Origin of the sequence: uncultured Cytophaga sp. (assembly GCF_937863595.1) — a bacterium.
Classification (GTDB): domain Bacteria; phylum Bacteroidota; class Bacteroidia; order Cytophagales; family Cytophagaceae; genus Cytophaga.
In genome coordinates this window covers 39,315-52,802 of record NZ_CALMGQ010000087.1, presented here as the reverse complement: position 1 = coordinate 52,802, position 13,488 = coordinate 39,315, and the positions used below count along the sequence as shown (strand labels likewise).

The following is a 13,488-nucleotide window of genomic DNA, read 5'->3' as shown; positions in this document are numbered from 1 at the left end:
ACTTATTTTTTGTTAGCGCGCTTTTTCTGATCTTCCAAAACTTGTTGCGGACTTACCAATCCTTTGGCAGCAGGCCTTTCAGCAACGGGTATTGCTTTACACGCCTGATTTGTGTTTACGTGAATCGTTTCCATCATTGCACGCGCAATTGGTTGATTGGCAGCTTGGAATGCTTTAGCACAATAGAAATTAAATATCAATAAGTGGTTCGCATTATCAGGAGCTAATTTCTCCGTGTTCACTTCAGCTTCACCAACTGTTTTTGCTAATATTGAAATCAATAAATAGTGGTAGCCCTGTGTATTGTCAAACAAAGAGTTGTATTCGTAGCGAACATAAGGTCTGCCATTGATGGATATAATATCCTCTTGAATAAACATGACCGTATCATAGGATTGGATAATGGTTGAACGGAATACGTCTTTTAGAATTTTTAGATCCAAGCCTCCCCAACGCGATTTACTAATGTTGAGTCCAAAATCAACCGTACGGTCTAAATTCGTAAACATCGAAACGGGCTTTTTGGTTGAAGGGTATTTGCTTGCAACATCTTCATCCGACATTTGCGTATAATCCTTAGGCATAGCCACTGTTATGCCATCAACCATTTTCTGAACTTTCAATTTTGGGCCACTTGCAGACAAGAAAACAAAAGCCAAAGCAACGAATACAATATTTTTCATGTGAATTCAATTAAGTAAGCAAGGTACGAAAATAGCCTTGTCGGAGGTAATTTGAAGGATATAAAAATATGCTTATTTATCCTCTGGCATCCTTTATGTTTAAAATAACTCTTAAATGGCTGTAAATAAGCAGCTTTTTTTAGTTATTGAAGTTCGTCTGGTAAAAAAGGTTCATTCTTTAAAATTAAATAATCACGGAAATTTTATAAAAAACGACTAAATTGTAAGCCTGTTTAAAATACTAAATTAAGAGAAGCTATGTTACGTTCTCAAACGTGTGGTGAATTAAGAATATCGGATGTAAATAAAGAGGTAACTCTTTGTGGTTGGGTTGCACGTGTACGCGATAAGGGCGGCATGATTTGGGTTGATTTGCGCGATCGCTACGGCATGACACAATTAATGCTTGAAGAAGGAAAATCTTCTTCCGAATTGTTAGAAACATCTCGTACGCTTGGTCGTGAATTTGTGATTAAAGCTACAGGTGTTGTTATCGAACGCTTAGCAAAAAATCCTAAAATGGCAACGGGTGATGTTGAAGTTAAAATTTCTGCACTTACCATTTTAAACGAATCCAAAACACCTCCATTCTTAATCGAAGACGAAACAGATGGTGGTGACGAAACACGTATGAAGTATCGCTACTTAGATTTAAGAAGAGATATCGTACGTAAAAATTTAGAATTACGTCATAAGGTTTCAAAGGAAACAAGAACCTATTTAGATACAAATAATTTTCTTGAAGTTGAGACGCCTGTATTAATAAAGTCTACACCGGAAGGTGCACGCGACTTTGTTGTGCCTTCAAGAATGAATCCGGGTCAATTTTACGCATTGCCACAATCGCCGCAAACCTTCAAGCAATTGTTGATGGTTGCAGGCTTTGATCGCTATTATCAAATCGTAAAATGTTTCCGCGATGAAGATTTACGCGCAGATCGTCAGCCTGAGTTTACGCAAATAGATTGCGAAATGTCTTTTGTTGAACAAGAAGATATTTTGAATATGTTTGAAGGCTTGGTGCGCCACTTGTTTAAAACAGTGAAAGAATTTGATTTGCCAGAAGTACCGCGTATGTTATTTTCTGATGCAATGAAATTTTATGGCAGTGACAAACCAGATATTCGTTTTGGGATGAAGTTTGTTGAATTGACAGACATCGTACAATCACAAGGTTTTGCTATTTTTGATGAAGCAAATTTAGTTGTTGGTATCAATGCAGAAGGCTGTGCTGAATATACACGTAAAGAAATTGATGCTTTAACGGAGTTTGTTAAACGTCCGCAGGTAGGAGCGAAAGGTATGATTTGGATTCGCTATGCAGCGGATGGGACATTGAAATCTTCGGTTGATAAATTTTATTCTGCAGATGATTTGAAAAAAATCGCAGAACGTTTTAATGCAAAACCTGGCGATTTAATGTTGGTGCTTTCGGGTAACGGAAATAAAGTGCGCGGACAATTAAACGACTTGCGTCTTGAGATAGGTAACCGTTTAGGCTTACGTCCTAAAGATCAATTTGCCGCACTTTGGGTAATTGATTTTCCATTATTAGAGTTTGGAGAAGAAGATCAACGTTGGTTTGCGATGCACCATCCGTTTACTTCTCCTAAAGATATTGATGCATTTATGAAACTGCCTTTCGATCAATTGGGTAGTGTAAATGCAAATGCATACGATTTAGTAATCAATGGTGTTGAAGTAGGTGGTGGATCTATTCGTATTTACGATAGAACCGTACAAAATAAAATGTTTGAAGTGTTAGGCTTTACGGAAGAAGAAGCGAAAGCGCAATTTGGTTTCTTATTGGAGGCATTTGAATATGGTGCACCACCACATGCTGGTCTTGCATTTGGTTTCGATCGCTTGTGTTCTATATTTGGTGGTGTAGATTCAATTCGCGATTTCATTGCGTTCCCTAAAAATAATTCAGGTAGAGATGTTATGATTGATTCGCCATCTGTAATTGATGAAAAGCAATTGAAAGAATTAAGCATTGATGTGAAGGTTGCAGTTAAGGCTTAAATAGCATGGGAAAATTAAGCCCTAAAAAAGATAAAGAGCGAGCATTTAGATTTGCTTCAACAATCTTTTTATTTGCTGCAATAGTTTCCATAATATGGGCTGTAGGATGTTTTGAAAGTGTCGACAGTAGTGAAATTGAACTAGGCGTTTACTTGCTTATAACTGGATTGGTTTTAATTGGCATTATGGTTTGGACTTTCTTTCATCCATTTTATCCTGTTTTGTTAGGGTTGATTATCATAATCTGTTTAACAATAATGTTATATAAAGAGATGGATAGATCTACATTTGATTTGCTTGATAATTATTTATTCCTTGGAATTGCTGTTACTGCTTATGCATTAGTACTAGGCTTCAAAGAATGGCAATTTAAAAACAAAGAGATTGAGAATAATATTGAATTGTAAAGCATGAAAGCCTCGTGAAAACGGGGCTTTCATGCTTTTGAGAATTCCCGTCAATTTTACAAAAGTTAAATTAGTTCCACTTAGCGTTCTTTAAGTTAAATCATTTGAAAATCTCCTTATTCATACCACCACTTACGCAGATAAATACGCCGTACCCAGCAACAGCATACCTGAAAGGGTTTCTGAATGAAGTAGGTTATACAGATTGTTCTCAAGCAGATTTGGGTTTGGAATTAATATTGGGGATTTTCAATAAAAAAACACTCGCACAATTATTTGACGAAGCATCTTTAAAGAAGAATGTTTCAGAAAATGTTTCACATATTTTAAGTCAACGTCATCGCTATGAGTTTTGTGTTGATGCCGTGATTCGTTTTCTGCAAAATAAAAACACAACACTCGCGCATAAAATTTGTGCAGGCGATTATCTTCCTCAAGCCTCTCGTTTTGATGCGCTGAATGAAGAAGTAGATTGGCTTTTTGGAAGCATGGGTATTTTTGATAAAGCAAAAATGCTTTGCACCTTATTTATCGAAGACATTGGTGATTTAATTATTGAATGTATTTCCCCCTACTTCGGATTCAGTCGCTATGCGGAAGACATCGCACGCTCTGCAACAACCTTCGACCCTTTGTTGAAATTACTTCAACAAAAGAACAGCAGCATAGATACCATACTGATTTCTGTTATAGATAGACACATTGCTGAAGAAAAGCCTGACTTTGTACTTTTAACCATTCCGTTCCCAGGCAATGTGTATGGTGCATTTAAGGCTGGACAACATATTAAAGCAATGTACCCGCACATTAAAATTGCAATGGGTGGTGGATTTCCGAATACGGAATTAAGAGGTTTGTCAGACTCTCGCGTGTTTGATTTTACCGATTTTATTTCGTTAGACGACGGAGAACGGCCGGTATTAAATATGTTGGAATTTCTGCAAGGCAAACGTGACAAGTCGCTACTAAAAAGAACTTTTGTAAGAGAAGAAGGTGAAGTGGTCTATATCAATGGTAGCAAAGAACCAGAAGTAGCACATAGCAAAACAGGTACGCCAGATTATAGAGGCTTGTTATTGGATAGTTACATTTCTATGTTGGAAATGGCAAACCCGATGCATCGCTTGTGGGGCGATGGTAGATGGAATAAAATGACGATAGCCCATGGATGCTATTGGAAGAAATGTTCTTTTTGCGATATCTCTTTGGATTATATTGGTCGCTATGAACCTGCAGCTGCAAGCATCTTAGTAGATAAAATTGAAACCATTATTGAACAAACGGGCACAACAGGTTTTCATTTTGTGGATGAAGCCGCACCGCCTTTAGTGATGCGCGATTTAGCTTTAGAGATTTTAGAGCGCAAACTCGATATTACTTGGTGGGCAAATATTCGTTTTGAAAAAACATTTTCAGATGATTTATGTAAGTTACTCGCTGCATCTGGATGCATCGCAGTGACGGGCGGTTTAGAGGTAGCATCAGACCGCTTGTTGAAACTGATGGAAAAGGGTGTGAGTGTTGGGCAAGTTTCTCAAGTTGCATCTAATTTCACCCAAGCGGGCATTATGGTACACGCATATCTGATGTATGGATTCCCTACACAAACAATACAAGAAACGATGGACTCGTTAGAAGTAGTGCGACAACTTTTTGAAGCGCGTGTATTGCAATCGGGTTTTTGGCATCGCTTCTCTATGACTGCACATAGCCCGATTGGATTGAATCCTGCTAAATATGAAGTTGTAAAAATTGGTCCCGATCAAGGTCCATTTGCGTATAACGATTTGATTCATGAAGACCCAAAAGGCTGCGATCACGATTTGTTTTCGGAAGGTCTTCGTAAATCATTATATAATTTTATGATGGAGAATTGTTTGGATTGGCCAGTGCAAGATTGGTTTGATTTCAAAACTCCAAAAACGTTGTTGCCTCCCAATCTGATACAATCCTATATTCAAGAAGATTTACTAGACGATGAAGCAAAATTAGCCTATAAGATTTGTTGGCTAGGGAATATGCCTTCGTTTACACCACATGGTAAAAATATAAAGGTAGGTATTGAAACACCGCATGGGATTATCCAAACAAAACTGGATGTAAAGTCGGCGCAATTTTTAGAACGCAAAATAATATCCTTAACCAATGCGCCTAAGTCATTACCCAAGCTTTCAGATTTTTTAACGGAGTTTACGAACGAAACAAATTTTCCGCAAGAACATCTATTGCATTCCGAAACGTGGAGTGCAATTCGTGATGCTGGTTTGTTGTTGATTCGTTTCTAATACGCTTATTTATATCGCTCTTTCTTTCCTTTTAAATAAAAATTGGCTGAAAGGAAGAGTCCACTACTGCCATGATCTTTTGGAGAAAATCTAGGGGAATAATTTACAATTATTTTCATTTTTTCTAGTTGAATCCCACCTGTGAATCCACCATAAACACCATAATATCCATTGAAACCAGCGAAGGTTCCTAAAATAAATTTATCGTACCTGAAGTCTAGATTGGCGTTGAAATAATTCGTTAAAACGTCTCTGTTTATTCTGTCATAATAGCTATAGTATACTGCATTTTCATGTAATGCAAATGTAGGGAACGTGAATTGAAATTGATGGGTAAATGAGAATTTGGGTTCTGCTATTTTTTTATTTGAATATGTTTTAGCATACAGAAAACTAACATCATAAAGAATAAAGTTATTTGCATAATTTCCAAAATTTAACTTTATGCCAGTATAACTATTGGGCGAACTATACAATAAGCTTGCGGACACGTAGTCAAGCCCAAAGGAGCTTTTTTGTTTGCCACTTACTGTGCTGTCTTGATGGTGGTAGGTGTATATAGTTGGCCCTGTGTATTCAGATTGAGTCTCTTTAAAGCCAATTGAAAACGCGGGTGATAAAACATGGTCTTGCTTCTTATTATTGCGTGCAGTTATTTGAAATTTAGGAGCTATCATGAACCCCATATTTATATTAGTGTATTGATAGGTAATGTGACGCGCATTGGTTAACGAATTGTATTGATAAGAATTGTAAATGTCTGTACAATTCAATGATTCATTTTTTAAATATCCTGCAATACCAAGTTTGTTTTTTAGAATGAGCCCATCTATGCTAATTAAACCATTATATACATTTCTCTTTGAAATGGATGTGTAATTATAGCCATTATTGTCAGCATTATCAGAATATTGACGCTTCCACTTATATGCCAACAATGCCGTACTAATTCGAGTTTCTCCCTTAGATCCCGCCAATCCTGGATTAGCAAAGATTGCATTTTGACTGATTTGCGGCGATTGCAATTCCTGCCCGAAGGTAGAAATGCAAATAAAACAAAATAAGATAATTATTGAATTTTTATAAGTCATAGTAATAGCTAAAAAAGGTGTTTAAGCGTCTTTTTTGTTTTTTAATAAAAAATTAACAGACAAATAAATTCCGCCCGGTGTATTTAAAAGAGCAGCCATATAATTCAATACAATTCTTGTAGAATTATATTGAATGCCAGCTGTTATGCCCATTGAAGTTTCTATATATTTTGTGGCATACAAAAAGCCCCCAAAAACAAACTTTCTATATTTAAAATCTAAATTAATATTGCATGTAGCACCTTGATTAACAAAATAAGGTGCTTGTAGTAGGTCAACATTTTTTTGAAAAGTTTTTAAGTAAAAGGCCACATATATTTGTGGGTTAAATGAAAATTTTGGATTGGTTATTTTTTTATTATAAAACGAATGTGCACCTACAAAGCCAAAACTAATATCATGTCTATACAATGCACTTTTTAAATAATTTATTTTTAAGCCATAATACCCCGTGGTTGTATTGTATAATAAACCAGCAGAAATATGATCAAATGTAACATAAGAGTTTTTTTCGGAATGTGAGACATCATTGAGTTGTCCTTGATAATTTCTAAGATTCGAATCAGAAGATATCTTATAGCTAGATTCTCTCATGCCAATACTGATACTTGGAGAAAGACAATGGCTTTTCTCAGGATCGACAGTAGAGTTTAAATAAAATTTTGGTGCTACTATAAATCCCAATCCGAGTGAATTATATTGAGATAAATTTTTTGCTTTCAATAAGCTTGAAGTTGAAAAGGAGTGAGTAGAATTTGCTTCACTTAATACTGTATAGCTAGTATTAGTAATATAGCCACCAATTCCAATACTTTTCTTTAAAATGGCGCCATCTGCACTAAGAGTAAGATTGGAATGCGTATTTGAGTGGAAAGGACTTTGGAAAGAACGTTCGCCAATACGCTTAGTTATCACACCCGCTGAAGCGCAAATTCGCGTCTGTCCCTTAGATCCCGCCAATCCTGGATTAGCAAAGATTGCATTTTGACTGATTTGCGGCGATTGCAATTCCTGCCCGAAGGTAGAAATGCAAACACCACAGAAAAATAGGAAGGATAAAAATTTATAAATCATTGTTTATGGGGATTAAGCTTGATCCTGTTCTGCGTTTTCTATTGGTCGGTTTTATTTTTTTGGGAGTAGCAATTTTCACTGTTGAATCCTTTGGTGTTTTTATGCTGTCAATAGATGTTGGATTTGTCGTTGGCAAAATCGGCTCTTCAGATTTAGGAAATGCAGTTACACTGTTTGTTGAATCAATATAAGGTTGAATAATGGGGGCATTAAGTGGCGTTTCTGATGTAGATACGTTGGCCTCTTTGACTACTTCATGTTTGCTATAAGTAACATACTCTTGTTGAATATCCTTTTTGATGGTATCGATTGTGATATACGTTTTTGTTGGCAGTACATCTTTTACAATAGGTGTTGTTGAAGGAAAGCATACACTTAACAAGGACAAGCCAACAACGATGGATAATTCAATGCACAACCACAACAATTGCATATTATATCGTAATAGCGGAGTGTTTAATTGTGTTGGAAAATCAATAACTAAATCTGTAATCTTCGTTTTTTTCCATAAGGCATATTCTTTTTGCAAGGCTTTATTAGAAGTTAATTCGCTCTCAAAAAACTTTTGCTCAGTTGAATCAAGATCTTTTTCAAGATATCGAAAACACCACTCTTCTATATTATCCGTAGTTATGTTCATGATTATATCTCGTTCAATTCAATGATGGATTTTAATTTTTTTCGTGCTCTGAATAAATACACCTTCACTTGACTTTCAGATAAGTTTAAGATGTTACCTATTTCCGCGTAGTTATAACCTTCTATATCTCTCAGTAAAATTGTAGATTTAAAAACGGGCGAAAGCAGATCCAAATACTGATGCACCATGTTGGTTGTGTCAACTCGCGTGTCCGTATATTCAGCAACAACTTCTTCATCAATATTAAATTGAGGTTTACGTTTGCGAATAAAGTCAATCATAGTTCGGTATGCTGTCGTAAACAACCAAGCTGTAACCTTCTCTTTTTCGAGGTCATCTTTCTTTGTCCAAAATTTGATATAGGTTTCCTGTACCACGTCTTTTGTATCAGCGTCGCTTTTTAAATTTTTAAATACAAACCTATATATTCTTTGTGAGGTTTGTTCTACTACTATATTAAACTCCTTTTCTTTCAATCTTTGGAATTTTACGTGAGACGAAGCGAATGAATTAAAAGTTACAGGCTAAGAAAAATAATTTCAAAAAAAGAAAGCCTCTCTGTTAAAACAACAAAGAGGCTTTCTTTAAATATTTGAGAAGTATTATTTCCCAGCTAAAATTTTATCGTCTTTTTCTTTGTCATCTCTAGATCTTAAATCTAATACCATTGGTACTGCTATGAAGATAGTAGAGTAAGAGCCAAATACAACACCAATCAATAAGGCAAAGGAGAAGCCTCTTAATGTTTCACCACCAAAGATGAACAAGATCAATACCGTAACCAATACGGTTACTGTTGTCATGATTGTTCTGCTCAATGTGCTATTAATTGACTTATTAAGCATTGTCTTCGTGTCTAATTTAGAAAACTCCCCATCAAATTCACGAACACGGTCAAATACAATAACTGTATCGTTAATAGAGAAACCAATTATTGTTAACAAGGCTGCAATAATTACTTGATCAATTTCAAAGTCGATATTAAAGAAGCGTAAAATTGCAAAGATTGCAACAATGATTAAGGTATCATGGAACAAAGCAACAACACTTCCTAAAGAGAATTGCCATTTCTTAAATCGAATCAATACATAAATAAAGATTCCTATTAAAGATGCAATCATTGATTTCCAAGATGAGTCTTTGATATCATCTGCAACGGTAGCACCAACTTTTGAAGAACTCAAAATTTCGTGTTTATTGTCAGGAGCAAAAGTTGTTAACCCTTTATTCAATGCTGTAGTTACTATTTTATCTCCATTCGCTGATTCATCTTCTACTAAGTAACTAGTCGTTACTTTCATTTTCAGATCTGAACCGTACGTTTTAACTTCAGTACCTTCACCATTGAATGCTTCCGCCAATGTGTTTTTCAATTCACTTGCAGCAACTGGGTTTTCGAATTGGATGATATATGAACGACCACCTTTAAAATCAACACCTAAGTTTAATCCTCCTTGAATAAATATTGAGACAAATCCAATTATTATGATTGCTGAAGAGACAACGTAAGCAATTTTACGTTTAGCGATGAAATCAAAATTCATGTTCTGGAAAAGATTTCTAGAAAGTCTTGTAGAGAACGAAACAGATTTTTCATCCTTGCCTTCAGTCATCCAAAGCAAAATAACTTTAGAGATATAAATAGCTGTAAAGAACGAACAAAGTACACCAATAATTAAGGTTGTAGCGAATCCTTTAATTGGACCCTCACCCAAAACAAATAGAATCACACCTGTTAATACGGTTGTTACGTTGGCATCAAATATAGAACTAAATGCTTTGTCATAACCTGTAACAATTGCAGCCGATAATGATTTGCCATTTGCCAATTCTTCTTTGATACGTTCAAAAATCAAAACGTTCGCATCGACTGACATACCAATTGTCAATACGATACCTGCAATGCCAGGCAATGTCAATACAGAGTTGAACGAAGCTAAAATCCCTAATGTAAAGATGATGTTGAATAACAATGCAATATCAGCAATTAAACCACCTTTATTGTAGTACATAATAATTAATAACATTACCACTACAACACCCGCAGCCAATGAAATCATACCATCCATGATTGCTTCAAAACCTAAGGTTGGCCCAATTACAACTTCTTCAACAATACGAACTGGAGCAGGTAATTTACCCGCTTTCAGAATATTGGATAAATCTTTTGATTCTTCTAAGGAGAAATTGCCAGAAATAGAAGAACTACCATTTGGTATTTCATTTCTAACTTGTGGTGCAGAATATACTGCATTGTCTAATACAATTGCAATTCTTCTAACATCATTTGGATTTCTTGCTGTTGCGTCGGCTGCAATTTTTGTAATTTTTCTCCACTCTTTAGCACCAGAAGCGTTCATTTGCATAGACACTTCATAGCCTTTGCCACCTGGAGATAAGCCATAACTTACATTAGTGATTACATCGCCACTTAACGCAGGCTTGCCATCTCTACCTACTTTTAATGGAACCAATTCAATCAATGAAATTCCGTTGTCAAGTTCGTTTGCTTTTCTTTCCCATACAAAACGTAAGTCAGAACCAATGATCGTTTTAACGCGATCCATGTGTAAAATAGCATTGATCGTTGCTGTATCTTTTGTTTCATACATCAACGTGCCTTGTGCACGTAGCAAACGGTAGAATGCAGATACATTAGTTGTATCTTGTTTTGCGGCAGATGTATCTGCCGCAGCTACCTTACTTGAGTCGCCGTCATCTACCAATAGTGAATTTGCAGCAGCTTTTGGAGCAACAACTGCATCAACATCAGAAGATGTTTTTTCTTTGTCAAGGCTAACTAAATAATCATTGATGCGGTTTGTCTTATCAAAAATTTCATACGTTTGGTATACTTCAAGGAATTCAAGTTTTGCTGTACCTTGTAATAGGTTACGTACACGTTGTGTATTTTCAACGCCTGGCAATTCAACCACAATGCGGCCCGTACCTCTTACACGTTGAATGTTTGGTTGCAATACACCAAATTTATCAATACGATTACGAAGAATGTTGAATGAACGATCTACTGATAAATTAATTTCTTCATTGATTACTTTTTCAACTTCGCTATCTGTTGAACGGATGTCAATGCTTGCTTTATTCGATGCATTAGCAAAAATTTTGCTTAATTGATCTTTGCCAGCCAAAGCAATGTATTCTTCAAAGAACGTTTCTTGAAAAGCTTTTTGACTACTACGTTGCTTTAATTTTGCATTTTCAATTGCTTGTTTGAAATTTGCATCACTTGCGTTAGATGCTGCCATTGCTTGTAAGATTTCAACGGGTGAAACTTCAAGCACAACGTGCATACCACCTTGTAAATCTAAGCCTAAAGCCAATTCAAGTTCTTTTACCTTTTTGTAGGTAAATTCTGCACCTAAAAAGTTGTATACTGGCTCATTATAAATGGAGTCAATATAAAGTTGTTTTAAGTTTGGATTGACTTTGCCATCTTCTTTAGATGCAAACTCTAGCGCATCTTTCTCAATTCCTCTGGCAACAAAGGTAAACGAGATGTAAAAGAAACACAGCGCTGTTACAATTGCCGTGAGTACGATAATTAAATTCTTATTTCTCATTGGTTTTATAAATAGGTAATTTTTTGGTAAACAATTTAAAGCGAAGGCAAAATGCTACGCAGGGGGAATTAAAGAAGTATAAAAAAAATTATGGAGCCTGTGCTGAAATTGCAAAAGGGAAAATATTTTTTAAATAGGAGCTTTGAAACGTTGCAGATGTTACAACATGTTCAAATTCAAAAGGCAATGCAAAGAGAATTTTTTTAAAGGGTGTAAGTAACCAACTTCCATTCGCATCAAATGAAAAAGAGATTGAATTTGCTAAGTGATGATCAATTGTAATGAAATGTTCAGATGCAACATTCTTATTTGATTTGTCATTTTCCTTAGTATTTGAGACAATAGTTTTTGAATGCGCTTTAAGAATGGGCGAATAGCATAGCGCTCCGAGCATGGTAAAAACCAATGCGAAAAGTATGAGACATCTATATGTAGAACTATTTTTTTTCATGTTACTAGCTTGCAAAGCTAAATAAATCATTGTAGAACACAAATTTAATTTAATGTTCACGAATTTGATCAAGGAGTATATTGTATGCAGATTCAAACTTCAAAGGTGTCTCGATTAAAAAATCTGCATCTTTTTTATAGGGCAATACATATTTTTTAAAAGAATCTTCAGCATGATTATCAAACCGATAGAGGATTTGGTCCAATTCATATCCACGCTCTTTTATATCCCGTTCAATTCTTCGTTGACGTTTCAAATCTGTTGGCGCATCTATTAAAACCTTAATATCTAATCGATTAAAAATTTCTTTGTAATGGAATACAAAGATGCCTTCCACAATAATGACGGGGCGGGGTTCAATTATTGTAAAGTCAATACTTGGCGGAGAAATATTATACTTATATATAGGTTGTTCAATCGAAAATCCAGAACTGAGGTCTAGGAAGTCGTACAGCATTTTTTGCGTGTTAAAAGCTTCCGGCAGGTCAAAGTTTAAATAGCCTAAAGAATCTTCCTTTTGCCAATCTCTTGGTAAATAATAGCTATCTAGTGGAAACGAGCATACTTTGGCTGTTGGGCTATTTTCAATGAGCTTTTGGGACAAATACGTTTTTCCTGAGCCGCTCCCTCCACAAATACCGATGACTAATGGCGGTTTCATATTGTTTTTAAATAGTCGATCAGTTTTTCTACTGCTAATGCTCTGTGACTTATAGTATTTTTTTCTGATAAGGGCATCTCAGCAAATGAAACTAAATACCCTTCTGGTTGAAAAATAGGGTCATATCCAAATCCTTCCTTCCCATGCCGTTCAGTAAGGATTGTACCTTTTACCGCACCATGAAATACCGTTTCTTTTCCGTCTATAATAAGTGTAATGCATGTTTTAAATTGAGCAGAGCGGTTATTTTGACCTTCCATGCTTAAAAGTAATTTATTCATATTGTCTTCTGGATTGCATGCTGGTCCGGCATAACGTGCAGAATAAACACCAGGCGCACCATTCAAGGCATCTACCTCAAGTCCGGTATCGTCTGCAAAACAGTTCACCTTGTATTTATCTGCTACAAAACGTGCTTTTTGAGCTGAATTTCCTTCAAGAGTGGGAGATGTTTCTGGCAATTCCTCAAAGCAACCAATATCTTCAAGGCTTAAAATGGATATCTCCTCTCCAACTTTTGAGCGTACTTCGGCTATTTTGTTCTTATTATTTGTTGCAAAACAGATTGAAATCATAAATTCGGGCTTTTT

At 35.7% G+C, this 13,488-nt stretch carries 12 protein-coding genes; 3 read left to right on the top strand and 9 right to left on the bottom strand.

Going from position 1 to position 13,488, the window contains the following annotated elements; all coding sequences use genetic code 11:
- Nucleotides 1-2: 2 nt before the first annotated feature.
- Nucleotides 3-683, bottom strand: coding sequence for a hypothetical protein (locus tag Q0543_RS07955; RefSeq protein WP_299251081.1), 681 nt, complete (start codon nucleotides 681-683; stop codon nucleotides 3-5).
- Between the two features lie 258 nt (nucleotides 684-941).
- On the opposite strand from Q0543_RS07955, the gene aspS reads away from it, so the two are divergent.
- The 3 genes from aspS (at nucleotide 942) to Q0543_RS07940 (ending at nucleotide 5,400) form a co-directional block, all read left to right on the top strand.
- Nucleotides 942-2,708 (top strand): aspartate--tRNA ligase, encoded by a 1,767-nt coding sequence (gene aspS / locus Q0543_RS07950; RefSeq protein ID WP_299251080.1) that lies wholly within the window; start codon nucleotides 942-944, stop codon nucleotides 2,706-2,708.
- A 5-nt stretch (nucleotides 2,709-2,713) separates the two neighbouring features.
- The gene (locus Q0543_RS07945) at nucleotides 2,714-3,115 is read left to right on the top strand and encodes a hypothetical protein (RefSeq protein ID WP_299251078.1); all 402 of its coding nucleotides are present in this window, start codon (nucleotides 2,714-2,716) and stop codon (nucleotides 3,113-3,115) included.
- Nucleotides 3,116-3,219: 104 nt separating this feature from the next.
- Nucleotides 3,220-5,400, top strand: coding sequence for a radical SAM protein (locus tag Q0543_RS07940; protein ID WP_299251076.1), 2,181 nt, complete (start codon nucleotides 3,220-3,222; stop codon nucleotides 5,398-5,400).
- Between the two features lie 5 nt (nucleotides 5,401-5,405).
- Here Q0543_RS07940 and Q0543_RS07935 read toward each other — a convergent pair whose 3' ends face one another.
- From Q0543_RS07935 to Q0543_RS07900, 8 genes are all read right to left on the bottom strand, one after another.
- Nucleotides 5,406-6,491, bottom strand: coding sequence for a hypothetical protein (locus Q0543_RS07935; protein ID WP_299251074.1), 1,086 nt, complete (start codon nucleotides 6,489-6,491; stop codon nucleotides 5,406-5,408).
- 21 nt (nucleotides 6,492-6,512) lie between these two features.
- A complete protein-coding gene (locus Q0543_RS07930) occupies nucleotides 6,513-7,565 on the bottom strand; it encodes a hypothetical protein (protein ID WP_299251072.1) in 1,053 nt (350 codons plus the stop codon).
- Nucleotides 7,555-8,205 carry a hypothetical protein gene (locus Q0543_RS07925; protein ID WP_299251070.1) on the bottom strand — a complete coding sequence of 217 codons (651 nt, stop codon included), beginning with the start codon at nucleotides 8,203-8,205 and terminating at the stop codon, nucleotides 7,555-7,557. Before Q0543_RS07925 ends, Q0543_RS07930 begins: the two co-directional genes overlap by 11 nt.
- A gap of 2 nt (nucleotides 8,206-8,207) precedes the next feature.
- The gene (locus Q0543_RS07920) at nucleotides 8,208-8,681 is read right to left on the bottom strand and encodes an RNA polymerase sigma factor (protein WP_299251068.1); all 474 of its coding nucleotides are present in this window, start codon (nucleotides 8,679-8,681) and stop codon (nucleotides 8,208-8,210) included.
- Nucleotides 8,682-8,807: 126 nt separating this feature from the next.
- Nucleotides 8,808-11,786, bottom strand: a complete 2,979-nt coding sequence (gene secDF / locus Q0543_RS07915; protein WP_299251066.1) for a protein translocase subunit SecDF — start codon at nucleotides 11,784-11,786, stop codon at nucleotides 8,808-8,810.
- 88 nt (nucleotides 11,787-11,874) lie between these two features.
- Nucleotides 11,875-12,237 (bottom strand): hypothetical protein, encoded by a 363-nt coding sequence (locus Q0543_RS07910; protein ID WP_299251064.1) that lies wholly within the window; start codon nucleotides 12,235-12,237, stop codon nucleotides 11,875-11,877.
- 49 nt (nucleotides 12,238-12,286) lie between these two features.
- Nucleotides 12,287-12,898 carry a uridine-cytidine kinase gene (locus Q0543_RS07905; RefSeq protein ID WP_299251063.1) on the bottom strand — a complete coding sequence of 204 codons (612 nt, stop codon included), beginning with the start codon at nucleotides 12,896-12,898 and terminating at the stop codon, nucleotides 12,287-12,289.
- On the bottom strand, nucleotides 12,895-13,473 hold the full coding sequence (locus Q0543_RS07900; RefSeq protein WP_299251062.1) for a non-canonical purine NTP diphosphatase: 579 nt from the start codon (nucleotides 13,471-13,473) through the stop codon (nucleotides 12,895-12,897). Before Q0543_RS07900 ends, Q0543_RS07905 begins: the two co-directional genes overlap by 4 nt.
- Nucleotides 13,474-13,488 lie beyond the last annotated feature (15 nt).